Source organism: Lentzea jiangxiensis (assembly GCF_900104175.1).
Taxonomy (GTDB): domain Bacteria; phylum Actinomycetota; class Actinomycetes; order Mycobacteriales; family Pseudonocardiaceae; genus Lentzea; species Lentzea jiangxiensis.
This window is the reverse complement of record NZ_FNIX01000010.1, coordinates 95,455-119,237: the sequence shown is the minus strand read 5'-3', so window position 1 is coordinate 119,237 and position 23,783 is coordinate 95,455. Positions and strand designations below refer to the sequence as shown.

Sequence of the window (23,783 nt, the reverse complement as noted above, 5' to 3'; positions counted from 1 at the left end):
CGGCGTCCCGGGCGACGCGAGCGGCACGAGCTCTTTTCGACCTGGTCTTCGTCTTCACCGTCACGCAGCCGCGCCGCGAGCTCGGCCTGCTGCTCGCGGTGGAGTGACGCCGTGGCCGAGCCGCGCTACGTTGGCGGCTCGGAAGGATCACGGCTGGGGGGCTTGTGGAGTTTCGCGTGTTGGGACCGGTCTGCGTCGTCGTCGACGGCAGACAGGTACCGGTCGGCGGCCCGAAGCCGCGGACGCTGCTGGCTCTGCTCGCCACCAGGCCCGGACGCGTCGTGTCCGCCGAGCACCTCATCGACGCGATCTGGGGTGAGGACCCGCCGGACACCGCGCGGGCGTTGGTGCACACGTACGTCTCCGCCATCCGCAAGGCGGTCGACGCGGAGGTCATCTCCCGCGACGCGGGCGGCTACCGGCTCGACGCCGAAGAAGTGGACCTGACGGCGTTCCGCAGGGAGGCCGACGCCGGCGCGCGGGCTGTTCCGGACCAGGCCGTCGACCACTTCCGCGCGGCTCTGCGGCACTGGCGCGGTCCCGCGCTCGGCGGCGCGCAGGGCAGCTGGGCGGAGAACGAACGGGCCCGGCTCGAGGAACTGCGGCTGGGGGTCCTCGAAGACCTCGCCGAGGCCGGGCTCACGACCGGGCAGGGCGCCGACCTGATCGGCGAGCTCGCTGAAGCCGTGGCGCAGCACCCGTTGCGGGAACGGTTGCGCGCCCAGTTGATGCGCGCCCTGCACCAGGCAGGCCGGCAGGCCGACGCGCTCGCCTGCTACCAGGAGGGCCATCGGGCGCTGGTCGAGGAGCTCGGCGTGGACCCCGGGCCGGTGCTGCGGCAGGCCCACGGCGAGGTGCTCGCCGAACCCCTGGCCCCGCCGGAACCGGAACCCGCGCCGGTCACGCCGCCGGGGCAGCTGCCGTTCGGCATCGCCGACTTCACCGGACGCGCGAGCGAGGTCGCCGCGCTCTCGCGCCTGCTCGTGGACACCTCGGGCTACCGGTTGTGCGCGCTCTCGGGCAAGCCGGGATCGGGCAAGAGCACGTTGGCGTTGCACGTCGCTCACCGCGTGCGCGCGCACTTCCCGGACGGTCAGCTCTACGCCTCGTTGCGTGGAGTGCAGACCGTGCGCTCCGATCCGGCCGAGGTGCTCGTCGGGTTCTTGCGCGCGTTGGGGGTCGCTGATGCGGCGATTCCTGTAGAGCTCGACGAACGTGCGCAGCTCTACCGCACGTTGCTGGCTGACAGACGCGTGCTGATCGTGCTCGACGACGCCTCCGACGAGCGCCAGATCCGGCCCCTGCTGCCCGGCGCGCCCACGTGCGCCGTTCTCGTGACGAGCCGTGAACGCCTTGGCGCGCTGGGAGGCGCGCACCAGCTCGACCTGCACGTGTTCGACGATGCCGAGGCGTTGCAGCTGCTGGACAGGGTCGTCGGGGGTGGCCGGGCGCACCGGGAGGCGCAGGACGCCCAGGAGATCGTCCGGCTGTGCGGGCACCTGCCGCTGGCGTTGCGGATCGCGGGCGCCCGGCTCGCGGCACGGGTGCAGTGGCCGCTGGCGCGCCTCGCGGACCGGCTCAAGGTGCAGCACAGGGTGTTGCAGGAGCTGATGATCGGCGACCTGGAGGTGCGCGGCAGCCTCGCGCTGAGCTTCGACGAGCTGGGGGAGCTGGAGCGGACCGCGTTGCGGCGCCTGGGTCTGCTGGACGTGTCGTCGTTCGGCGGCTGGATCGTCGCACCGCTGCTCGGGTGCGACGCCTACACGGCCGACGAGGTCGTGGAACGGCTCGTCGACGCCCAGCTGCTCGACCCGGCGGGTGCCCGGTACAAGCTGCACGACCTGACGCGGGCGTTCGCGCGGGAACGCGGTGAGGCCGAGGAGACGGGGTTCCCCGCCGTCGCGGACCGGGTCGCGCGCTGCCTGCTGGCGCTGGTCGAGGCCGCCGGTGCGCGGATGCCGCGCGCCGACTTCGACTGGGTGGAGACGTCGGTGTCGTTCCTGGACCGGGCCAAGATCGACGAGATCCTCGACGACCCCGAGGAGTGGTTCGACGCCGAGCAGACCGAGCTCGTCGGCTTCGTCGAACGCATCAGCGAGCTCGACCTGACCGAGGCCGCCTCGAAGCTCGCCGCGGCGCTCAGCTCGTCGCGGTTCGCCGTCCGCAACCTCTTCAGCCAGTGGTACCGCACGCACAACGCCGCACTGGAGGCGGCACGGCGCGTCGGCGACAAGCTGGCGGAGGCACGGCTGCTCGCCGGCCTCGGCTGGCTGCGGTTCGAGCAGGACCGGCTGGACGAGGCCGCGTCCTACTACGAGCAGGCGCTGGAGCTGAGCGACGGAGTCCGGTTCCAGGCGCTGACGAGGCTGTCGCTGAGCACCGTGCACCGCGAGCAGGGACGGCTGGCCGAGGCCCGCACCGCGCTCGACCTGTCGCTCGCCGGTCTGCGCACGCTGGACGAACCGAAGGCGCTGGCGCAGGCCATCCACGGCCTCGGCCGGGTGCTGTGCGAGCAGGGAGACCTCGACGAGGCGGTGCGGTACTGCACCGACGCGGTCGCGCACTACCGCGAACTGGGCAACGCCCGCGACCTCGCCATCGCGATGCGGTCCGTCGGCATCGTCCACCGCGCGGCCGGGAGGCTGGACGAGGCGGACCGGTGGTGCTCGGACGCGGTGAACCTGCTGGCACGCCTGGACAACAAGCTCGCGTCGGCCTACGCCGTGCAGTCGCTCGCCAAGGTGCGGGTGCGGCAGGGACGCGGCGCCGAGGTGCGCGAGGCGCTGGTCGAGGCGCTGGAGACGTGCAACGAGATGCAGGACGGGTTCGGGCAGGCACTGGTGCTGCGCACGCTCGGGGAGCTCGAACTCGCGGAGGGCGACCTGGCGGAGGCCCGGCGACGGCTGGAGCACGCCCTGCGGTGGTGGGACGCGCTGGCGGTGACCGTCTGGCGGGCGCGGACCCTGCGCGACCTCGCGACCGTCCTGGACGCCTCCGGGGAGTCCGGCGAGGAGCAGTGGGGCGAGGCTCTGGCGATCTTCCGCCAGTACGGCAACCGGGAGGCGCGCGAACCGCGCCTCCCGGCCACCCTGACGCTCTAGACGAGCCAGACGGCGGTGTCCGGCGGCAGCTGGTCACCGTCCATCGGGCCGGACGACAGCAGCACCTGGCCGGGCGGCAGCGGCACGGACGCGCCCGAGGTGTTCAGCGCGCAGATGAGCCCGCCGCCCTTGCGCCGGAACGCGAAGCAGCCCGCCGGGGCTCCGTACCACTCGAGCTCGTCGCCCGCGAAGCCCGCGTTGGACTTCCGGTGCTCCAGCGCCTCGCGGTAGAGCGAGAGCATCGAGCCCGGGTCCTCCAGCTGCGCCTCGGCGGTGAGGTGGCCCCACTCGTTCGGCTGCGGCAGCCACGTGCTGACGGCCGTGGAGAACCCGAACGGGGGCGTGGTGCCCTCCCACGGGATCGGCACGCGGCAGCCGTCACGGCCGCGCTCGGTGTGCCCGGACCGCTCCCAGGTCGGGTCCTGCAGCGCCCAGTCCGGCAGCTCCACGTTCGGCAGGCCGAGCTCTTCGCCGTTGTAGAGGTAGATCACGCCCGGCAGCGCCAGCTCGACCAGCGTCATCGCGCGGGCCCGCTGCTCGCCCAGCGCGCCACCGCCGTAGCGGGTCACGTGGCGCACGACGTCGTGGTTCGACAGCGTCCACGCCGCCGGCGTGCCGGACGGCGCGACGGCGGCCAGGGAGTGCTCGATCGCCGAACGGACGGCGTCCGCGTCGAAGCCGGCCTCGACCAGCCGGAAGTTGAAGCCCAGGTGCAGCTCGTCGGGACGGACGTAGGCGGCGAAGCGCTCGTCGTCCTTCACCCAGATCTCGCCGACGGCCATCGTGCCGGGGTAGCCGTCCATGACCTTGCGGATCATGCGGTGGATCTCGTGCACGCCGTCGTTGTCGAAACGCGGGTCGTGCGCGTCGTCGCTGAGCACACCGGGGGCCTGGTGGCGGATCTCCATGTCCGGCAGGCCGTCGGGCTTGGCCATGCCGTGCGCCACGTCGATGCGGAAGCCGTCGACCCCGCGGTCGAGCCAGAACCGCAGCGTGCGCTCCAGGTCGGAGCGGACCTCCGGATGCTCCCAGTTGAGGTCGGGCTGCTCCGGAGCGAACAGGTGCAGGTACCACTGGCCGTCCGGCACGCGGGTCCAGGCGGGGCCGCCGAAGACCGACGTCCAGTTGTTCGGCGGCTGCGAGCCGTCGAAGCCGCGTCCCTCGCGGAAGATGTAGCGGGAGCGCTCCATGCTGCCGGGACCGGCCTGCAAGGCCTCCTGGAACCACTCGTGCAGGTCGCTCGTGTGGTTCGGGACCAGGTCGACCGTCACGCGGATGTTGTGCTCGTGCGCGTCCGCCACCAGCCGGTCGAACGCGGCCAGGTCGCCGAACAGCGGGTCGACGTCGCGCGGGTCGGCGACGTCGTAGCCGTGGTCGGCCATGGGGGAGCGGTAGAACGGGGTGAGCCAGAGGGCGTCGACCCCGAGCAGCTCCAGGTAGCCGAGGCGGGACCGGATGCCTTCGAGGTCGCCGACGCCGTCGCCGTTGGAGTCGGCGAAGGAGCGCACGTACACCTGGTAGAAGACGGAGTCACGCCACCAAGCGGTCTCTTCGGCGATCTCAGGGTTGAGGTCGGAGGATCGTCGCACGAGGGGTCATCCTGCCATTCGTCTCGCTGCCAAAGGACCCGAACGGGTGATGGGTGGTCACGACCAGCTGTTCATCAAGCTGTTCGCGGCCATCTCCATGTAGTCCCAGAGCTGCTTGCGGTGGGCCTCGTCCAAGCCGGCCTCGTCGACGGCGATCCTCATGCAGCGCAGCCACGCGTCGCGTTCGATCGGGCCGATCTTGAACGGCACGTGGCGCATCCGCAGCCTCGGGTGGCCCCGGTTGTCCGAGTAGGTGTGGGGGCCGCCCCAGTACTGCACGAGGAACAGCCGCAGCCGCTCTTCCGCAGGTCCGAGGTCTTCTTCGGGGTACAGCGGGAGGAGGACCTCGTCGGACTTCACCTCTTCGTAGAAGCGCGCGACGATGCGGTGGAACGTCTCCTCGCCACCGACCAGTTCGAAGAAGCTCACGGGGTTTCCCACCCACCCATCCTGACTCACGCGGGCAAGTGGGCGCAGGCCGCCCCGGGTGTTGGCTGTGCCATAGGGGTGTGAACTGGCAGGACACCGGGTGATCACCGTCTCGAATGGGTGTTCCAACTCACCCGGCGTCCCTGGTTGAGGGGGCGCCCCCACTACTTGGCGGTGAAGCCCGCTTCTTCCAGCGCGGGCATGAGCTGCGCGCGGAGGTTGCGCTGGACCGCCCACTGGCGGCCGGGACGCGTCTTGGCGGTGACCCGCAGCGTGATGCCCTCCGGCGTGAACTTCTCGACGCCGAGGACCTCGGGCTTGGCCGTGACGTCGGCCTTCAGCGGTTCCTTGTCGGCCACCTCGGAGACCTTGCGCTCGAGCACCTGGGTGGCCTCGGCGAGGTTCGCGCCGTAGCTCAGCGGCAGGTCGACGACCGCGACCGCGAAGCCCTGCGACGAGTTGCCGACGCGCAGGATCTCGCCGTTGCGGACGTACCAGACGGTGCCGCCCGTGTCGCGGATCGTCGTGGTGCGCAGGGCGACGGCCTCGACGGTGCCCGTGGCCGGGCCGAGGTCGACGACGTCGCCGACGCCGTACTGGTCCTCCAGCAGCATGAACATGCCGGCGAGGAAGTCCTTGACCAGGTTCTGGGCGCCGAAGCCGATCGCGACGCCCAGGATGCCCGCCGAGGTCAGCACGGGCGTGATGTCGAGCTTGACCACGATCAGGATCTCCAGGATCGCTATTCCGAAGATCATGATCGTGACGATCGACTTCAGCACCGAGCCGATCGTCCTGGCGCGCTGCTCGCGGCGCTCGGACATCAGGTTCCCGAGCGCCTGCGGAGCGCGTTCCCGCAACGGCTTGAGCAGGCCCGGCTTCTTGCCTTCCTTGCCGGGCGTGGTGATCCGGTCGATGACCTTGCGGAGCATGGCCCTGATCACGAACGCGGCGATCAGAATCAGAACGATCTTGATGCCGCCCGCGATGATGTCCGGGCCGTACTTCTCGAAGAAGCCGACCGCCTGAGCGGTCCTGTTCTCGATGTCATCCACGGGACTCGTCGCCATCACGTGGTTGTGCCCTCCTACAACTCCATGCCGGTGGCATTCGCGAGAAACGTCAGCTGGTCCACGGCGAGAGACACCGTCCGGCTGACCGACCGGCCCGCGTGACCGACCTCGGTCTCGCGGCGGATCAGCACCGGGTGCTTGGTCGGATCACTCGACGACGCGTGCTGCAGCGCGGCACACATCTTCCTGGCGTGGTTGGGATCCACACGAGAATCCGACTCGAACACCGTGAACAAGACGGAAGGGTACTCAACGTCCGTTACCACTTGGTGATAAGGCGAGTAGGAAAGCAGCCAATCCAGTTCATCGGGAACGCTCGCGCTGCCGTACTCGTCGGCCCACAGCCGTCCGAGCAGGAACTTCTCGTAGCGCACCATGTCGAGCAGTGGCGCTGAGCACACCACGGCCGCGTAGAGCTCCGGCCGCTGGGTGAGCGCGGCGCCCACGAGCAGGCCGCCGTTGGAGCCTCCCATGATCGACAGCTGCTGCGGCGTGGTCCACCCGTCGCGGATCAGGTGCTCCGCCGCCGCGTGGAAGTCGTCGAACACGTTCTGCTTGTTGCCGCGCATGCCGGCGACGTGCCAGTCCTCGCCCTCCTCGTCGCCTCCGCGCAACGACACGTGCACCCACACGCCGCCCGCTTCGACCCACGCGAGCGTGGTGGCGCTGTAGCCGGGGCCGCGGCCGATCGCGAAGCCGCCGTAGCCCGTGAGCAGCGCGGGACGGGGCAGGTCGGGCTTCTGCTCGCCGCTGACGACGAACATCCGCACCGTCGTGCCGTCCTTGGACGCGTACGCGATCTGCTGCGTCGTCACGGCCGGCAGTTCGACCCGGCCCGGCGCGGCCTCGTGCAGGACCGTCTCGCCGGTGGACTTCGAGTACCGGTACACCGACTGCGGCGTGACGAAATCCGTCCACCCGAACCACAGCGTGTCCTGGTCGTGGCCGGTGTGGACGTCCACGACGGACATGCCGTGCAGCGAGCCCGTACCGGGCAGCGGGATCTCGCGCTTGTGCTCACCGGTCGTGGCGTCGTGCAGGTGCAGTTCGGACACCGCGTGCCGGGTGCGCAGGACGACCAGGTCGCCGTCGAGCAGGCGCACGCCGTCGAGCACCGAGTCGGGCTCCTCGCCGATCAGCTCGGTCCACTCGGTCGGGTTCGCGGGATCGGCGACGCAGAGGCGCTGACGGGGTGCGCCGTGGTTCGTGTGCAGGTAGAGCCTGCCGTCCCGGCCGACGGACGCGGAGCACTGCACACCCGCCTCGGACAGGACCACGGTCTCGAGCTCGGCGTCGCCGTGCAGGTCCGCGATCCACACCGAGTCGTGCTTCATGGTGCTGGGCGCACCGCTCACGACCAGCCAGCGGCCGTCGTGCGAGACGTTCAGCGTGTAGTAGAAGGTGGGTGCCTGGTCGTCGCCGTGCACGTTGAGGTCGGTCGCCGGGTCCGTGCCGACGCGGTGGCGCCACACGCGGCGGTGGAACAGCTTCTCGTCCTCGGGCAGCAGCGCCGGGTCGAGCTGGCGGACGTAGAAGAACTCCTCGCCGCCGGGCAGCCAGCCGATCGCGGAGTAGCGGCAGCGGTCGATGGGACCCTCGATCAGCTCGCCGGTCTCGACGTCGACGACGTGCAGCAGCGAGTGCTCGGTGCCGCCGACGGACACCTGGTAGGCGAGGCGGGTGCCCTCGAGGCTGGGCGACCAGCTGTCCAGGGTGGTGCCGCCGGACGGGTCGAGCGCGCTCACGTCGAGCAGCACCCGTTCGGTGCCGTCGGTCTCGCGCACCAGGACGACGGGGTGGTCCTGCTCGGGGCCGCGGCGGGTGAAGAACGCCCTGCCCGCGCGCCAGGTCGGGGTGGACACCGACCCCGTGCGCGTCAGCTCCCCCAGCCTGGCGCCGAGCCGCTCGCGGCCGGGCATCGCGTCCAGCCAGGAGCGTGCCAGCACGTCCTGGGCTTGCGACCACTGCTCGGTGCGCGGGTCCGCGACGTCCTCGAGCCAGCGGTACGGATCGGCGACTGCGCGCCCGTGGATCTGCTCGGCGAGGTCCAGCCGCTCGGCGGCCGGGTAGGTGATCGTCGCAGGCAGGGACGTGGAAGGAGCTTCTGTCACCTTGGCAAGGGTAGCGGTGATGAAAACGATCCCCGATAGGGACGTGGTTCACCCCGGGTTTGATCACGCATCCGTGACGCGTCACTTATCACACGTGATTTTTTCCTGGTAAGTGTGGTCTCCTATGGCTGAACCGGTGGAGGTGGTCGCGTGCCAGACCGACAACCGACCCCTATCGGCACCTCGCTACCAGGCGAGACGGCGCCGACGGTCCCCCCATGCCGAAATCAGCCCGAGCTGCGATCGGTGCCGGACGGGGATCGGGGCGGGGGAGGTTCCGGTCCGACGCCGGCGGTCTTCCCCTGGGGAAGACGCAAGGTCCTGCTGCTGAACGCCACGTTCGAGCCGCTCACGGCGTTGTCGCTGCGCCGCGCGGTCGTCCTCGTGGTGTGCGGGAAGGCCGAAGTCGTGCACGGGGACGCCTCCGGGCTCGTGCTGCACTCGTCGAAGTCCGAGGTGCTCGTGCCGTCCGTGATCCGGCTGAGCACATACGTCCGTGTTCCCTATCGCGGCCGTGTGCCGATGACCCGCGCCGGGCTCATGCACCGCGACCGGTACCGCTGTGCCTACTGCGGCGGGCGGGCCGAGACGATCGACCACGTGGTGCCTCGCTCGCGTGGCGGACCTCACACCTGGACCAACTGCGTCGCCTGCTGTGCGAAGTGCAACCACCGCAAGGCGGACAAGCTGCTGTCCGAACTGGGCTGGCGGCTGCGCGTCGTTCCGGCGGCGCCGCGCGGCCCGCACTGGCGGTTGCTCGCCGGCGTGGCCGAGGCTGATCCGCAGTGGTTGCCGTACCTGGGTGAACCCGCGGCCTGAGCCGCCGTTCGGGTGGGTCAGGCCGCGAGGGAGAAGTCGTCGCGGCGCGCTGTGATGCGCACGGAGTCGTCGAGTGCGGTGATCCGCACGCTGTCGTCGTGCGCCGTGATGCGGACGCTGTCGGCCATGGTGATGCGCACGGAGTCTTCCTGCGCCGTGATCCGGACCGAGTCGTCATGCGCCGTGATGCGCACGGAGTCGTCCATCGTGATGCGGACCGAGTCGTCCTGAGCGGTGATGCGGACGCTGTCGTCGTGCGCCGTGATCCGGACCGAATCGTCCATGGTGATCCGGACCGAGTCCTCACGCGCGGTGATCCTGACCGAGTCCTGCCGCGCGGTGATCCGAACGGAGTCCTCACGCGCGGTGATGCGGACCGAATCGGCCATCGTGATCCTGACCGAATCGCTCGCGGTGATGCGCACGCTGTCGTCCATGGTGATGCGCACGGAGTCGCGGGCCGTGATGCGCACCGAATCGTGCGCGGTGATCCGAACGGAGTCGTTCCTCGTGATCCGGACGGAGTCACTTGCGGTAATGCGCACCGAATCGTCCTTGTAGCTCGGAAGAGTGAAGGTCACGGCCTGAGGGCGGGTCATCGTGAACATTTTGTGTCCTCCAACTCGTCCGGGGCGGGTGCGCAAGACCCGTATAGGTGAAAAGCTAGGAGGTGGGTGTTCCGGGAACAAGACCCCAAACCGGCACCCGTTCGCCGCCGACCGGGTGAGGACTGACCGGGTGTAACCGCTGCGCCGCACGAGAGCACTCACTGCCCTTACCGGCCGGTATGGACACGCTCTGTAGCGTTCAGACTGATGGAACGTGATGTGCGTCATACGGTGAAAGGCGTGCATGAACGTGGTTTCCGAGCGCTCACCGCGGCCTGGGCCGTGTCGCTCGTGGGCGACGGCGTGCGCGTCGTCGCGCTGCCCCTGTTCACCGCCGCGACCACGCGGAGTCCGCTCGCCGTGTCCGCCGTCGCGGTCGCCCTGACCCTGCCCTGGTTGCTCGTGGCGCTGCCCGCCGGCGCTCTTGTGGACCGTTGGAGGCCGAGAACCGTTGTCGTGGTGGCGCATTGGTTGCGCGCCGGGGTGACCGGAGTGCTCGCCCTGGCGGTCCACACCGGACACGCGACGGTCGTCGTCTTGTGCGCCACGGCTTTCGTGCTGACCTCCGCCGAGACGTTCGCGGACTCGGCGTCGCAGGTGCTGCTGGTCGAGCTGGCCGGGTCGGACCTGGAGGCGGCCAACAGCAGGTTCGTGACGGTCGAGACCGTCGGCATGGACCTCGCGGGCCCGCTGGCCGCCGCGGCGCTGTTCTGGTGGGCGCCGGCGGCCTGCTTCGCGCTCGACGCGATCTCCTTCGTGGCCGCCGCGGTGCTCGTGTCCCGCGTGCCGGACGTCGCCCCCGACCGCTCGCGCGGTGATCTCCGCGGTCAGCTCGCCGAAGGCGCCGGGTTCCTCCTGCGGACCTCCGGCCTGCGGTCACTGGTAGTTGCCGTCGCAATCACGGCGTTCGCCGCGGCTGCCGTCAACGCCATGTTGGCGCTCTACTCCATCCAGGTGCTCGGCCTTGCCGAACCGGTGGTTCCGGTGCTCGTCGTGTGCATGGCGGCCGGTGCTCTGCTAGGGGCGCGGGTGTCACCACGGCTCGCGTCGCGCTGGGGTGCCGGCCGGGTCATGGTCGGGTTCCTCGCGTTGCTCGGCGCGGCGTTCGCGTTGTTCGGGCTCACGCCGTGGCTGGCGGTGGCCGTGGTCGCGTGCGTGCTGTTCGGCGTGGCGTCCGCCGGGTGGAACGTGCTGTCCGCGACCCGGCGCCAACGGCTCACGCCGGGGCCGATGATGGGCCGCGTGACCAGCGCGTACCGGGTGCTGGCCTGGGGGTTGTCCCCGCTGGGCGCGGGTCTGGCGGGCCCGCTCGCCGCGGCGACGTCCCTCGGCGCGGTCTACGTCGTGGCGGGCTCGATCGTGGGACTGACCGCGATCTTGCTGGCCCGGCCGCTCGCGCGCGGCTGAGTTCGGCTACCGTACCCGCCGTGACCATCGTGGAGACCGTTCTCGTCTTCGCGCTGATCCCGCTGGCGATCTACGGCGTGATCACGCTGCTGACGGTGAGGCCAAAGGCCACCCGGATTCCCCGGTACCGGCCCGGCCAGGAGTGGGGCTACGCCCCGGTGTGGTGGAGTGCGAACCCGGCTGGGCTGAGCGCGGAGCACCACAGCGCCACCGAGCCCGCTGCTTCGGGTTCGACGGCCAAGGGAGGTGCCCGTGGCAATTGGTAAGGCGATCGAGGCCGTCGACCCGTCGACGCTGCCCCTCGGTGCTGTCGTGACGAACAGCGGCCGGGTGTCCGTGGCGAAGATGTACGAGCCGCACGCGCCGGAGCTGCCGTTCACGCCGACCCAGCTCGCGCAGCTGGACGAGGCGTTGACGCTCTCCAGCCGCACGACCGGCCTCGACTTCAGCGTCTACCTCGGCGAGCTGGGCACCAACGCCCACGGGCGCGCCCAGGAGCTGCACGCCTCCACCGAGCGCCCGTCGCACCACGTCCTCGTGGCCGTGTCGCCGGGCGAACGCGTCGTCGAGGTGGTGACGGGCGAGGAGTCGCACCGCCGGCTCGCCGATCGCGGCGCCAAGCTCGCGGTGATGAGCATGGTGGCGTCCTTCAAGGAGGGCGACCTCGCGGGCGGCCTCGTGTCGGGCCTGCGCATGCTGACCGACCAGGCGGGCCACGCGCCGCGTTCCTGACGAACGTCCGAGCAACGCCCCCGGCACGGTGCCGGGGGCGTTCGCACGTCTAGGGCTCGACGGTGTTGCGCGCCACCACCAGGTCGGAGATCTTCTCCCAGCCCAGCTCCCGGTAGAGGTGCACGCCGTCGGCCGAGGCGAACAGCAGCCCGGTCCGCGCCCCCTCCGCCACCGCCTCCTCGGTCAGCGCGCCCATCACGACGCTGCCGAGCCCCCGCCGCCGGTGCGCCTGCGCCGTCTCGATGCGGTGGGCGACGGCGTCCTCGCCGACGACGGCCATCATCCCGCTCGCCGCCACCTCGCCGTCCGCCAGCACCCGCACCCCGATCACCGGACCGCCGGTCACCTCGACCGCGTAGCCCGCCGGCGGTTCCGGTGCCGGGTGGCCCGCGAGCGCGCGCCGCATGAACGTCTCGTCCGGCCGTGCGACGACCAGTCCGGCCGCTTCGAGCTCCGCGATCACCTTCGCCGGTGCGTGCGTCGGCACGCTCAGCCAGTTCGGTTCCCGCGAAGCGGCCACGACCCCGGCCATCGCGGCGGTCCGCGCGTCGTCCGTGGCGATCCACTCGTACACCCGGTGCGGCCGGTTCACGTGCACGACCAGGTAGCCGTCGCGGTGCTCGGACGTCAGCCCGTCGGCCGCGATCCAGCCGCGGTGCCAGCGCTCCACCAGTTCGCCGATCATGCTCGTGAAGTTATGCGAAAGCCCCGCACCGCGCGAGCACGGTGCGGGGCTTTCGCCACGAACGTCAGGAGCGGTCGAACTCCTGTGCCGCAAGGGCCCGCACGATGCCCGCCCGGCCTTCGGACACCAGGCGGCGCAGGGCCGGCGGGTGCTCGTCGGCCAGCCACGCGTCGGCTGCCTCCACAGTGGACTTCGAGATCGCCCACGCCGGGAACATCCCGACCACCACGGACTGCGCGCGCTCGGAGGAGCGGCGGTCCCACACACCCTTCACGTCGGCGAAGTAGCGCTCGACGTACGGGGCGAGCAGTTCCTTCTGGCCGGGGTGCGAGATGCCCGCGATGATCGCCTCGCTGACCGCGTTGGGCAGGTCGTCGTCGTTCACGGCGCGGTCCCACGCCTCGTCCTTGGCCTCGGTGGTCGGACGCAGCGCGCGGGCCGACTGGGCGCGGCGGTGACCGGTGGAGGTCGGGTCGCGCTCCTCCTCGGCGTTGATGTCCGCCAGGTCCGCCTTGCCGTGCGCGACGAGGGCGTGCAGCAGGCGCCAGCGCAGGTCCGTGTCGACGTCCAGGCCCTCCAGCACGGCGCTGCCGTCGTACCAGCCGCGCAGGACGTCCACAGTGGAGTCGTCGAGCACCGACGAGGTCAGCGCGTTGACGAACGCCAGCTGGTGGTCGGAGCCCGGCTCGGCCGCCCGCGCCAGCTCCAGCGCCTTCGCGACGAACCGGCGCCAGCCCTCGGCACGCCACGAGTCGTCCGCGTAGGACGACAGCGAGGTCTGCGCCTGCAGCAGGAGCCGCTGCACCACGCCGACCTCGGTCTCGGACCCCAGGCCGCCGAGGACCAGGTTCACGAAGTCGCGGGCCTTGAGCTCGGCCTCGCGGGTCATCTCCCACGCGGCCGACCAGCACAGCGTGCGCGGCAGCGGCTCGGCGATGTCGGAGATGTGGTCGATCAGCGCGGCCAGCGAGTCCGGGTCGAGGCGCATCGTGCAGTACGTCAGGTCGTCGTCGTTGACCAGCACGATCTTGCCGCGGTGCACGCCGACCAGTTCGGGGACCTCGGTGCGGTCGCCCGTCACGTCCAGCTCGTGGCGGTGCGTGCGGACGAGCTTGCCGGAGCCGTCGTCGTCGTAGACGCCGATCGCGATGCGGTGCGTGCGCAGCTCACCGGCGCCCGGACGCGCGCCGCCCTGCAGCACCGCGAACTCGGTGAACCTGCCCGAAGCGTCCACGGTGAACTTGGGGCGCAACAGGTTCAGGCCCGTCGTCTCCAGCCACTGCGCGCTCCACCACGACAGGTCGCGGCCCGACGCCTCCTCCAGCGCGCCGAGCAGGTCCGCGAGCGTCGCGTTGCCCCAGGCGTGCTTGGCGAAGTAGACCCGCAGGCCCGCCAGGAAGTTCTCCAGCCCGACGTACGCGACGAGCTGCTTCAGCACGGAAGCGCCCTTGGCGTAGGTGATGCCGTCGAAGTTGACCTCGACCGCCTGCACGTCCGGGATGTCCGCGGCGACCGGGTGCGTCGAGGGCAGCTGGTCTTGCCGGTAGGCCCACGACTTCTCGATCTTCGCGAACGTCGTCCACGCCTGGCGGTACTCGGTGGCCTCGGCCTGCGCGAGCACGGACGCCCAGGTGGCGAACGACTCGTTCAGCCACAGGTCGTCCCACCAGCGCATGGTGACCAGGTCGCCGAACCACATGTGCGCCATCTCGTGCAGCACGGTCTCGGCGCGGCGCTCGTAGAGGTAGCGGGTGACGCGGCTGCGGAAGACGTAGTCCTCGAGGAACGTGACGCAGCCCGCGTTCTCCATCGCGCCCGCGTTGAACTCCGGCACGAAGCACTGGTCGTACTTGCCGAACGGGTACTGCACCCCGAACGCCTTGTGGAAGAACCCGAAGCCCTGCTTGGTCTCGGTGAACAGCCGCTCGTGGTCCATGTGCGGGGCGAGCGACGCGCGGCAGTAGATGCCGAGCGGGATCTTGAAGTCGCTGCCGTCAGGGTTCTGGCTGACGAACTCGTCGCGCCACTCGGCGTACGGACCGGCGACCAGCGCCACGATGTAGGTCGACATCGGCTTGGTCGTGGCGAACGTGTGCACGTCCGCGCCGCCCTCGCCGGCCTCGGTGGCGGTGATCTCGCCGTTCGAGATGACCTTCCAGTCGTGCGGCGCCGTCACCTTCATGGAGTAGACGGACTTGAGATCGGGCTGGTCGAAGCACGCGAACATGCGCTTGGCGTCCGCGGTCTCGAACTGCGAGTACAGGTACACGCCGCCGTCGACCGGGTCGACGAACCGGTGCAGGCCCTCGCCGGTGTTCATGTACCGGCAGTCGGCCTCGATCGTCAGCTCGTTGGTCTCCGCGAGGTCCGGCAGCTTGACGCCGTCCTCCTCGCGGTAGTCGGAGACGTCGAGCTCGTTGCCGTTGAGCACAGCGCGGTGCACGGTCGCCGCCACGAGGTCGATCCACGAGGAAGCACCCGGAGTCCGGCTGCGGAACACCACGGTGGTGGTGGAGCGGAACGTGTCCGAACCCGGCTTTCCGCCGCCGTCGGTCAGGTCCAGCTCGATCCGGTAGGACTCCACTTCCAGCAGCTCAGCACGTTCCTGAGCCTGGTCGCGGGTGAGGTTGGGCGCGGCCACTGGTCACCTCGTCTGCCACGCGTTTGGTTACGCGCTGACGTCGTCGGAATGGTTATGACTCCCGCATCCAATCACGGAAGCGCCGCGCGGGAAGAGATGACAGGGTGATCTGGTTGGGCTGATGGGGCGATAACGCCACCTACCGTCACTAAAGGGGCACGCATGACCGACAAGGCGAAGGTCGACTTCTACTTCGACCCACTTTGCCCGTTCGCCTGGATCTCCTCCCGGTGGATCCTCGAGGTGGAGAAGGTCCGCGACATCGACCTGAGCTTCCACGTGATGAGCCTCGCCGTGCTGAACGAGGGCCGCGACCTGCCCGAGCAGTACAGGGAGCTCATGACCAAGGGCTGGGGGCCGGTCCGCGTCGCCATCGCCGCGGAGCAGAAGTTCGGCAACGAGGTGCTGCCGAAGCTGTACGCCGCGATGGGCACGCGCATCCACAACGAGAGCAACCAGGACTTCGCGGAGGTCGTCGAGCTGGCACTCGCGGACGCCGACCTGCCCGCCGAGCTCGCCGAGGCCGCCACCTCGACCGAGTACGACGAGGCCCTGCGCGCCTCGCACCACCGCGGCATGGACCCGGTCGGCATGGACGTCGGCACGCCGACCATCCACATCGACGGCGTAGCGTTCTTCGGCCCGGTGCTGACGAAGATCCCCCGCGGCGAGGAGGCGGGCACGATCTTCGACGGTGCGCGGATGCTGGCCGGCTTCCCGTACTTCTTCGAGCTCAAGCGCACCCGGACCGGCGAGCTCGACTTCAGCTGAGCCACTGCGGTTCCCGGTCCGCGGTGGATGGCGCCGTGCCGAGGTCTTCGCGATCCGGTGCGGCGCCGTCGCCGTTCACACGTACGGGTGACGCTCCGTAACGGGACCGGCGCCTTCCGCGACAGGCCGGTCATGCGCACCGCCCTCGCCGCCGCCTCGCTGTTGTTCCTGACCGCCGCGTGCACGCCGACCGCCACTTCGTCGTCGAACGCGTCCACGCCGCCCGCCGCGCCCACCCCGCAGGCGTCCCAGCCCGCCCAGGCACCGCCGACGACCGCGGCCGCGCCCGAGGTGAAGACCTGCACCGTGCCGAACGTCGTCGGCATGATCCACCAGACCGCGCAGGACACCATGCAGAAAGCCGGCCTGTTCTTCCTCACCGAGGAGGACGCGAGCGGCCAGGGCCGTCTGCTCGTCAACGACCGCAACTGGAAGACCACCGCGCAGAACGTCTCGCCGGGCACGGTCGTCGACTGCGACACGAAGATCCTGCTGACCGCGCAGAAGATCGACGGCTGACCACGCCGGGCCGGCGTGACCCAGGCCGGAGCGACCCGGGCCGGAGTGACCCAGTCGGACGGATGTGACAGTCTGGAGCCCGTCTGCGCTGCAAGTGTCACACCCCGCCTGGAGGGCTCCCGTGATCGAGGTAGTCAACCCCGCCACCGAGGAAGTCGTCGGCACCGTCGCCGAAGGCACGCCGGCCGACGTCGACGCGGCCGTGTCCGCCGCCGTCGCCGCCTTCCCGGCGTGGTCGCGGACTTCGGTCGACGAACGCGCCGAGGTGGTCCGGGCGGTCATCGACGGGCTGAGGGCACGGTCCGAAGAGCTCGCCGCGACCATGACGCGGGAGATGGGCACGCCACTCACCTTCAGCCAGAAGGTGCAGGTCACGAACCCCATCGCCATCGCGGAGGGCGTCGCGGAGGTGCTGGGGGCCGGGTACTTCGAGCCGGAGGAGATCGGCAACTCGCTGGTCTTCCGCGAGCCGGTCGGGGTCGTCGCGGCCATCACGCCGTGGAACTTCCCGCTGCAGCAGATGGTCGCGAAGGTCGTTCCGGCGCTCGCCGCGGGCAACACCGTGGTGCTCAAGCCGAGCGAGCTCGCGCCGGGCACGGCGGACCTGCTCGCCGAGATCGTCGCCGGGGCGACGCCGGAGGGCGTGTTCCAGCTCGTGCACGGCACCGGGCCGGTGGTCGGCGAGGCGCTGGCCGCGCACCCCGGCGTCGACATGGTGTCGTTCACCGGGTCGACCAAGGCCGGGCGGCGGGTGTCGGCGGTGGCCGCGGAGACGGTCAAGCGGGTCGCGCTGGAGCTCGGCGGGAAGTCGGCGTGCATCGTGCTCGACGACGCCGATCTCGGGCGCGCGGTGAAGATCGCCGTGGCGAACTCGTTCATGAACAACGGCCAGGCGTGCAGCGCGTGGACGCGGCTGCTCGTGCCGGCCGACCGGCACGACGAGGCCGTGGAGCTCGCCGCGCAGGCCGCCGGGAAGTACGTCCCGGCCGACCCGGGTGACCCGCGGACGCGAATCGGGCCGGCCGTGTCGAAGGCGCAGCGCGACCGCGTCGTGGGCTACATCCGCAAGGGGGTCGAGGAGGGCGCGCGGCTCGCCGCCGGCGGGCCCGAAGCGCCACTCCCGCAGGGCTTCTACGTCACGCCGACGGTGTTCGGCGACGTCACGCCGGAGATGACGATCGCGCAGGAGGAGATCTTCGGGCCGGTGCTGTCGGTCATGCCGTACACCGACGAGGACGACGCGGTGCGCATCGCGAACTCGACCATCTACGGGCTGGCGGGTGGCGTGTTCTCCGCCGACACCGACCGGGCCCTGCGCGTCGCCCGGCGGCTGCGCACCGGGCAGGTCGACATCAACGCCGCCGCGTTCAACACCAGCGCGCCGTTCGGCGGCTACCGGCAGTCGGGCAACGGGCGCGAGTTCGGCAGGTTCGGCCTCGACGAGTTCTGCGAACTCAAATCGGTCCAGCGGTAATTGAGCTGCGGGAGTCGTCGTGGCGGCGTATCACTGCCGCTATGGCTGACTCGGCGCTGAGCATCAGGACCATCGACCGATCCGACGTACCCGAGTTCCAGCGGGTGATGGCGTGGGCGTTCCTCGACGAACCCTCCGGCGAGGACAGCAAGTGGCTCAAGGTCCTCGAACACGACCGCGCGCACGCCGTGTTCGACCGCGACGAGATGATCGGCACCGCGGCCGTGCTGACCCGAGAGCTCACCGTCCCGGGTGACCGCACGGCGCCGGTCGGCGCGGTGACGGTCGTGTCGGTGAAACCGGGGCACCGGCGGCGCGGCGTGGCGACGTTGCTGATGGAGACGCAGCTGCACGGCATGCACGACGGCGGTGAGCCCATCGCGATCCTGTGGGCGTCGGAGGGCTCGATCTACCGCCGCTACGGCTACGGCGAGTACGCGACCACCATGTCGAAGATGAAGCTGCCGACGCACATGCCGTTCCACGCGGGCGTGCACGTGAGCGACATGCGGATCCGCCAGGTCACCCGCGAGGAGGCCCTGCCGTTCATGCGCGAGGTGCACGACCGGGTGCGCCGCACGCGCGTCGGGTGGCTCAGCCGGGTCGAGCACACCTGGGACGTGCACCTCGGTGACCGGGAGGTCGACCGCGGCGGGCTCACCGCCTACCGCTACGCCCTGCACCCCGAGGGGTACGTGGTGTTCCGCGTGAAGCACGACGGCGACTCGACCGGGCCGCGCCACGAGCTGCACGTGCGCGAGCTGGTGTGCGAGACCGACCAGGCCTACGCCGACCTCTACCGCTTCCTGCTCGACATGGACCTCGCGTCGTCCATCTCCTTCTTCAGCTCGTGGGACGACCCGGTGCTGCACATGGTCGACAACCCGCGCAAGGTCGTCCGCGAGGCGAGCGACGCGCTGTGGGTGCGGATCGTCGACGTCGACCGCGCCCTGCCGCTGCGCCGGTATTCGTCCGATGTGGACAGTGTGCTGGAGGTCGAGGACCGGTTCTGCCCGTGGAACTCCGGCCGGTGGCGCTTCACCGTAAGGGGCGGCGAAGCCGTCGTCACGCGCACGGAGGACCCGGCGGACGTGTCGCTCGACATCGCCGCGCTCGGCAGTGCTTTCCTCGGCGGGGCACGGCTTTCCGTGCTCAAGCGTGCACACCGCGTGGCCGAGCACACGCCCGGACATGTCGACGCGCTGACGATCGCGTTCCTCGGCGCACGTGAGCCGCATTGCCCCGAGGTCTTCTGACGGAACTACCACCGGCGCTCACACGTTGACGGTTCACCTGGCGTGGGAGGTAATGCCGTGGGCACCATCGTGTGGGTCGTTGTGCTGGTACTGCTGGCCGCGGGCGTGTTCTACCTGGTCAGCCAGAGCAACGCGCGCAAGGCGCGTGAGCTCGACGACGCCAAGGCGGAAGCACGCCGCTGGGTCGAACGGCTGGGCGGGCAGGTGATGAGCCTCACCGGCAGCAACGCCGCGGCGACGCAGGCGATGGCGGACGCGTCCGAACGCTTCACCGCCGCCGGGTCGCAGATGGAGCAGGCCCGCACGATCCCGCAGGCGCGGCTCGTCACCGAGACGGCGATGGAGGGCCTGCACTACGTGCGCGCGGCCCGGGAGGCCATGGGCATGGACCCCGGACCGGCGCTGCCCGAGAGCGCCGCCCAGAGGCAGGCGGGTGCCGTCAGCGAGAGCCGGCAGGTCAGCGTCGAGGGCCACCGGTACGCCGCCTCGCCGAACTCCGGTTCGGGCACGCCGTACTACTACCCCGGCGGCGTGGTCGCGGGCCGTCCGGTGCCGCGCGGCTGGTACTCCGAGCCGTGGTGGAAGCCCGCGCTCGTGGCCGGCGCATGGGGCGTGGGCACGTTCCTGCTCATGGATGCCATGTTCTCCGGCATGCACGGTGTCGGCGACATGGGCATGGGGGACATGGGCATGGGGGACATGGGCGGCGCCGCCGACATGGGCGACTCCGGCGGCTTCGACTTCGGCGACATGGGCGGGTTCGACTTCTGAGTGCTCATCGCCGAGCACCGTCCAGCCGCAGCCCGAAAACCGGTCCGGCCTCGGATCAGGACTGGCAGACGGGGCACCAGAAGAGGTTCCGGCCCGCCAGTTCCGTCGTCAGGACCTCGGTGCCGCAGAGGAAGCAAGGCTCTCCGGCCCGGCGGTAGACGTACACCTCACCGCCGTGCCGGTCCACGCGCGGCGCCCGGCCCATCGCCTTCGGCAGGTGCTCCTTGCGGACGGTGTCGATCCGGCCGACCTTCACGCCGTCCTTCATCAGCACGACCAGGTCGGCCCAGATGGCGTCCCACAGCTCGCGGCTCACCTCGCCGCCGGTCAGCAGCGGGTTCACGTTGTGCCGGAACAGCACCTCGGCGCGGTAGACGTTGCCGACACCCGCGAGGACCCGCTGGTCCATCAGCAGCACGGCGAGCGACTGCCTGGACCGCGTGATCCGCTCGAAGGCGAGGCCGGGGTCGGCGTCGCGGCGCAACGGGTCGGGCCCGAGCCGGTCGCGGATCGCCTTGGCCTCGGCCTTGTTCAGCACCTCGCACGCCGTGGGCCCGCGCAGGTCGGTCCAGTGCGTCTCGCCGACCATCCGCATGCGGACCTGGCCGACGGGCAGCAGGACCGGCAGCGGCGACTCGGTGAACGTCCCGTACAGCCCGAGGTGCACGTGCACGATCGCGTCCGGCCCGTACACGTGGAACAGGTGCTTGCCGTGCGCCTCGGCGCGGACCAGCCTCCGTCCGTCCACAAGGGACGCCGCGAAGCGTCCCTGCGGACTGCTGACGGACACGGGCCTGCCCGCGTACCGGCGCTGGTGCAGCCGCGCGAGGCGGTGCAGCGTGTGGCCCTCGGGCATCAGGCCTTGTTCTCGGCAGGGCTCTCGTAGGCGCTCACCTGGTCGATGCGGCGCTGGTGGCGCGGCTCGCCCGAGAACGGCGTCCTGAGGAACGCCGACACGATCTCGGTCGCCTCCTCCGCCGAGTGCTGGCGCGCGCCGATGCCGACGAGCAGGGCGTCGTTGTGCTGGCGGGCGAGCTGGGCGGTGTCGACGTTCCACGCCAGCGCGGCGCGGGCGCCCTTCACCTTGTTCGCGGCGATCTGCTCGCCGTTGCCCGAACCGCCGATGACGACGCCGAGGCTGCCGGGATCCGCGACGACCTTCTCCGCGGCGTCGACGCAGAACGACACGTAGTCGTCTTGGGCGTCGTAGGTGTGGGCACCGACGTCGACGACCTCGTAACCCTGCTCGGTGAGGGCCGTGGACAGGTGGGACTTCAGCTCGAAGCCAGCGTGGTCTGCTGCCAGATAAACGCGCACGTCACGGAGTCTGACACGCTGGTGGGTGTGTTCAGCCAGGAGGGGTACCAGCTGAGGCTGGAGTGGGGGCCCGAGGGCGTCGAGGCCCTGCGGGGCTGCGACGTGCTGGTCGTCGTCGACGTGCTGTCGTTCACCACGTCCGTCGACCTCGTGGTCTCGAGCGGTGGCCAGGTGCGGCCGTCGCGGTGGGGCCCGGCATCGGGCAGGACGCTGCGACCGGCATCACTCGTCGGAGCCACCGGTGTGGTCGACCTGCCGTCGCCGAACGGGTCGAACCTCTGCGAGCTGGCGGCGCGGACGGGAGCCCACGTGCTGGCGGCCTGCCTGCGCAACGCGGAGGCGGTGGCGCGGCGCGCCCAGGAGCTGGGGGAGACCATCGGACTGGTCCCCGGCGGCGAGCGCTGGGGTCTCGACATCTCGACGAGCGGCGGGCCGCGCGAGTTCGGGCCGTTGCGGCCGTGCGTCGAGGACTACCTGGGGGCGGGCGCGGTGCTGGCCGCGCTGGACGGAAAGGCCTCACCGGAGGCGCGGCTCGCCGTCACGGCGTTCCGGGGCACCGACGTCGCCACCGCGGTCCGGGAGTGCGGGTCGGGCCGGGAGCTGATCGACAACGGGCACGCCGCGGACGTGGGGCTCGCGGTCGAGCTCGGGGTCAGCGACACCGCACCGGTGCTGGTCGGCGGGGTGCTCCGGTGATCGAGATCGCGGACGGCGTGTTCGTCCGCCGGCACACCGAGCTGGACCTGACCCTCGGCCACGTCACCGGCTCCGGTGACTCGCTGCTCGTGGACTCCGGCATGGACCCCGCCCTGGCCCGCGAGATCAGCCCGTCGCGGGTCGTGTTGACGCACAACCACTTCGACCACGTGCTGGCCACCGAGGCGTTCCTGCCGTGCGAGGTGTGGGCGCACGAGGACTGCGTGGTCGACGAGAGGCTGCTCGACGACCGGGCGAAGTACTACCGCGACCCTTTCGAGGGCAGGCTGGTCGCGCCCACGCACACGTTCCGCGACACCGTCACGCTCGACGTCGGCGGCCGGCGGGTCGACCTGCACCACTTCGGTCCCGCGCACACCTCGCACGACGTCGTCGTGCACGTGCCGGACGCCGGGGTGGTGTTCGCGGGCGACCTGGTCGAGCAGGGCGCTCCCGCGCAGGCGGGCCCGGACGCGACGCCGTCGAACTGGCGCCGCGTCCTCGACCTGCTGCTCCGGCTGGACCCGCGGATCGTCGTGCCGGGTCACGGGGACCCGGTCGACGCGGCCTTCGTGCGGGAGATGGCTATCCCGGAGGCCACGTGAGGCCGCGCCCGCCGAGGACGTGGCAGTGCACGTGGAAGACGGTCTGGCCGCCGTCCCGGCCCGTGTTGAACACCAGCCGGTAGCCGGAGGAGTCGATGCCCTCGGACTTCGCGACCTGGTGCGCGGTGGCGAGGACCTGCCCCGCGAGCGCCGGGTCGACGTCGCCGATCTCCCGGTGGTGCTCCTTGGGGATCACCAGGACGTGCGTGGGCGCCTTGGGGTCGATGTCGCGGAACGCGAGGGTCGTGTCGGTCTCCGCCACGACGGTCGCCGGGATCTCGCCCGCGACGATGCGGCAGAACAGGCAGTCGGTCACACCGGCATGGTATTGGCAACGGGCATTGGGCCCGATGGACTCTGTCGCCCGCGCCCGCCCGCGGTGGATCATGGCCGGGTGAAGGGCGCCAAACTCCTGGTCGTCGTCCGGTGCCTCATCAGTTTCGCGATCGGGCTGCTGCTCCTGCTCCTCGCGATCCGCTTCGGTGAGGCGCTCTGGCGCGCCGTCCAGTAGTTCCTCAGCGGACGAAGCAGAACTCGTTGCCCTCGGGGTCGCGCATGACCTGGAAGCTGCCCTGCTCGTCGGTGTGCACGACGCCCTCGCGGGTGGCGCCCAGGCTGACCGCCTTCACGACCGAGGCCTCGATGTCGTCGACCTGGAAGTCGAGGTGCAGCCGGTTCTTCACGTCCTTGCGCTCCGGCACCGGCTGGAACGACATCCGCACACCACCGGGCGGCTCGACGTGCGCCCAGCCGTGCTCGCGGTTCACCGGCTCACCGCCGAGCAGCTCCGCCCAGAAGCGGACGAGCTTGCCGGGGTCGTTGCTGTCGATGACGATCTGTTCGAGCCTCACGTCTCCACCAGGTTCTCTCGTGCCCAGTCACAACACAGGTCGAGCAGGCCGAGCAGCTTGCGCCCGCGAGCCGTCAGCTCGTACTCGACCCGCGGCGGGTTCTCCGCGAACGCCTCGCGCGAAACCGCTCCTTCGCGCTCCATCGCCCGCAGCGTCTCGGTGAGCACCTTGGCCGTCACGCCCGGCAGCCCGGCCCGCAGCTCGGTGAACCGCCGCCGCCCGCCCTGCAACGCCCGCAGCACGTGCGCGGTCCACTTGTCACCGATGCGGTACGGCAGTTCCCCGTGCGCGCATTCCACCTGGTCACCCCCGATACCGTTGCGGAAAC

24 protein-coding genes are annotated in these 23,783 nt (G+C 70.8%); 12 read left to right on the top strand and 12 right to left on the bottom strand.

Annotated features, from left to right (window positions below):
- Positions 1-176: 176 nt before the first annotated feature.
- Entirely contained in the window at positions 177-3,101 is a 2,925-nt protein-coding gene (locus tag BLQ91_RS24560) for an AfsR/SARP family transcriptional regulator (protein WP_245733784.1), read from the top strand.
- On the opposite strand, the gene BLQ91_RS24555 is transcribed toward BLQ91_RS24560, so the two are convergent.
- From BLQ91_RS24555 to BLQ91_RS24540, 4 genes are all read right to left on the bottom strand, one after another.
- Positions 3,098-4,690: a glycoside hydrolase family 13 protein gene (locus BLQ91_RS24555; protein WP_090100203.1), complete on the bottom strand. Its 1,593-nt coding sequence runs from the start codon at positions 4,688-4,690 to the stop codon at positions 3,098-3,100. The genes BLQ91_RS24560 and BLQ91_RS24555 overlap by 4 nt on opposite strands.
- A 57-nt stretch (positions 4,691-4,747) precedes the next feature.
- Positions 4,748-5,131: a globin gene (locus BLQ91_RS24550; RefSeq protein ID WP_090100202.1), complete on the bottom strand. Its 384-nt coding sequence runs from the start codon at positions 5,129-5,131 to the stop codon at positions 4,748-4,750.
- Between the two features lie 152 nt (positions 5,132-5,283).
- A complete protein-coding gene (locus BLQ91_RS24545; RefSeq protein WP_245733796.1) occupies positions 5,284-6,165 on the bottom strand; it encodes a mechanosensitive ion channel family protein in 882 nt (293 codons plus the stop codon).
- 41 nt (positions 6,166-6,206) lie between these two features.
- On the bottom strand, positions 6,207-8,303 hold the full coding sequence (locus BLQ91_RS24540; RefSeq protein ID WP_090100199.1) for a prolyl oligopeptidase family serine peptidase: 2,097 nt from the start codon (positions 8,301-8,303) through the stop codon (positions 6,207-6,209).
- Positions 8,304-8,453: 150 nt separating this feature from the next.
- Between BLQ91_RS24540 and BLQ91_RS24535 the strand changes: the two genes are divergently transcribed.
- Complete coding sequence (locus tag BLQ91_RS24535; RefSeq protein ID WP_176959939.1) at positions 8,454-9,122, top strand: HNH endonuclease; 669 nt, start codon at positions 8,454-8,456, stop codon at positions 9,120-9,122.
- Positions 9,123-9,139: 17 nt separating this feature from the next.
- Here BLQ91_RS24535 and BLQ91_RS41600 read toward each other — a convergent pair whose 3' ends face one another.
- On the bottom strand, positions 9,140-9,667 hold the full coding sequence (locus BLQ91_RS41600; RefSeq protein ID WP_176959938.1) for a DUF2345 domain-containing protein: 528 nt from the start codon (positions 9,665-9,667) through the stop codon (positions 9,140-9,142).
- 303 nt (positions 9,668-9,970) lie between these two features.
- On the opposite strand from BLQ91_RS41600, the gene BLQ91_RS24525 reads away from it, so the two are divergent.
- From BLQ91_RS24525 to BLQ91_RS24515, 3 genes are read left to right on the top strand one after another with little or no spacing between them, the layout of a single operon-like run.
- Positions 9,971-11,137 (top strand): MFS transporter, encoded by a 1,167-nt coding sequence (locus BLQ91_RS24525; RefSeq protein WP_176959937.1) that lies wholly within the window; start codon positions 9,971-9,973, stop codon positions 11,135-11,137.
- A 20-nt stretch (positions 11,138-11,157) separates the two neighbouring features.
- Positions 11,158-11,403 (top strand): aa3-type cytochrome oxidase subunit CtaJ, encoded by a 246-nt coding sequence (ctaJ, locus tag BLQ91_RS24520; protein ID WP_090100195.1) that lies wholly within the window; start codon positions 11,158-11,160, stop codon positions 11,401-11,403.
- The gene (locus tag BLQ91_RS24515; RefSeq protein WP_090100356.1) at positions 11,390-11,869 is read left to right on the top strand and encodes a DUF5130 family protein; all 480 of its coding nucleotides are present in this window, start codon (positions 11,390-11,392) and stop codon (positions 11,867-11,869) included. Before ctaJ ends, BLQ91_RS24515 begins: the two co-directional genes overlap by 14 nt.
- 49 nt (positions 11,870-11,918) lie before the next feature.
- Here BLQ91_RS24515 and BLQ91_RS24510 read toward each other — a convergent pair whose 3' ends face one another.
- On the bottom strand, positions 11,919-12,554 hold the full coding sequence (locus BLQ91_RS24510; RefSeq protein ID WP_218130399.1) for a GNAT family N-acetyltransferase: 636 nt from the start codon (positions 12,552-12,554) through the stop codon (positions 11,919-11,921).
- A 64-nt stretch (positions 12,555-12,618) separates the two neighbouring features.
- The gene (pepN, locus tag BLQ91_RS24505; protein WP_090100193.1) at positions 12,619-15,195 is read right to left on the bottom strand and encodes an aminopeptidase N; all 2,577 of its coding nucleotides are present in this window, start codon (positions 15,193-15,195) and stop codon (positions 12,619-12,621) included.
- 162 nt (positions 15,196-15,357) lie between these two features.
- Here pepN and BLQ91_RS24500 point away from each other — a divergent pair, with 162 nt between their 5' ends.
- From BLQ91_RS24500 to BLQ91_RS24480, 5 genes are all read left to right on the top strand, one after another.
- A complete protein-coding gene (locus tag BLQ91_RS24500; protein WP_090100191.1) occupies positions 15,358-15,966 on the top strand; it encodes a mycothiol-dependent nitroreductase Rv2466c family protein in 609 nt (202 codons plus the stop codon).
- Positions 15,967-16,053: 87 nt separating this feature from the next.
- Positions 16,054-16,485 (top strand): PASTA domain-containing protein, encoded by a 432-nt coding sequence (locus BLQ91_RS42855; protein ID WP_245733783.1) that lies wholly within the window; start codon positions 16,054-16,056, stop codon positions 16,483-16,485.
- A 121-nt stretch (positions 16,486-16,606) separates the two neighbouring features.
- Positions 16,607-17,959 (top strand): aldehyde dehydrogenase family protein, encoded by a 1,353-nt coding sequence (locus tag BLQ91_RS24490; RefSeq protein ID WP_090100189.1) that lies wholly within the window; start codon positions 16,607-16,609, stop codon positions 17,957-17,959.
- A gap of 41 nt (positions 17,960-18,000) precedes the next feature.
- On the top strand, positions 18,001-19,215 hold the full coding sequence (locus BLQ91_RS24485) for a GNAT family N-acetyltransferase (protein ID WP_090100187.1): 1,215 nt from the start codon (positions 18,001-18,003) through the stop codon (positions 19,213-19,215).
- 57 nt (positions 19,216-19,272) lie between these two features.
- A complete protein-coding gene (locus BLQ91_RS24480) occupies positions 19,273-19,986 on the top strand; it encodes a hypothetical protein (RefSeq protein ID WP_090100185.1) in 714 nt (237 codons plus the stop codon).
- Positions 19,987-20,041: 55 nt separating this feature from the next.
- Here the strand turns inward: BLQ91_RS24480 and BLQ91_RS24475 are convergent, their stop codons facing one another.
- Together BLQ91_RS24475 and BLQ91_RS24470 are read right to left on the bottom strand one after the other, a co-directional pair.
- Positions 20,042-20,842: an Fpg/Nei family DNA glycosylase gene (locus BLQ91_RS24475; RefSeq protein WP_090100183.1), complete on the bottom strand. Its 801-nt coding sequence runs from the start codon at positions 20,840-20,842 to the stop codon at positions 20,042-20,044.
- Entirely contained in the window at positions 20,842-21,303 is a 462-nt protein-coding gene (locus BLQ91_RS24470) for a ribose-5-phosphate isomerase (protein ID WP_090100181.1), read from the bottom strand. The genes BLQ91_RS24475 and BLQ91_RS24470 overlap by 1 nt, the downstream gene beginning before the upstream one ends.
- A 21-nt stretch (positions 21,304-21,324) precedes the next feature.
- On the opposite strand from BLQ91_RS24470, the gene BLQ91_RS24465 reads away from it, so the two are divergent.
- Both BLQ91_RS24465 and BLQ91_RS24460 read left to right on the top strand, forming a co-directional pair.
- Positions 21,325-21,999 carry a 2-phosphosulfolactate phosphatase gene (locus BLQ91_RS24465; RefSeq protein WP_090100179.1) on the top strand — a complete coding sequence of 225 codons (675 nt, stop codon included), beginning with the start codon at positions 21,325-21,327 and terminating at the stop codon, positions 21,997-21,999.
- Positions 21,996-22,604 (top strand): MBL fold metallo-hydrolase, encoded by a 609-nt coding sequence (locus tag BLQ91_RS24460; RefSeq protein ID WP_090100177.1) that lies wholly within the window; start codon positions 21,996-21,998, stop codon positions 22,602-22,604. The genes BLQ91_RS24465 and BLQ91_RS24460 overlap by 4 nt, the downstream gene beginning before the upstream one ends.
- Here the strand turns inward: BLQ91_RS24460 and BLQ91_RS24455 are convergent.
- From BLQ91_RS24455 to BLQ91_RS24445, 3 genes are all read right to left on the bottom strand, one after another.
- Entirely contained in the window at positions 22,585-22,920 is a 336-nt protein-coding gene (locus BLQ91_RS24455; RefSeq protein ID WP_236222874.1) for a histidine triad nucleotide-binding protein, read from the bottom strand. The genes BLQ91_RS24460 and BLQ91_RS24455 overlap by 20 nt on opposite strands.
- A gap of 199 nt (positions 22,921-23,119) precedes the next feature.
- Positions 23,120-23,455 (bottom strand): VOC family protein, encoded by a 336-nt coding sequence (locus BLQ91_RS24450; RefSeq protein WP_090100173.1) that lies wholly within the window; start codon positions 23,453-23,455, stop codon positions 23,120-23,122.
- Complete coding sequence (locus BLQ91_RS24445) at positions 23,452-23,754, bottom strand: winged helix-turn-helix transcriptional regulator (protein WP_218130397.1); 303 nt, start codon at positions 23,752-23,754, stop codon at positions 23,452-23,454. The genes BLQ91_RS24450 and BLQ91_RS24445 overlap by 4 nt, the downstream gene beginning before the upstream one ends.
- Positions 23,755-23,783: the final 29 nt, after the last annotated feature.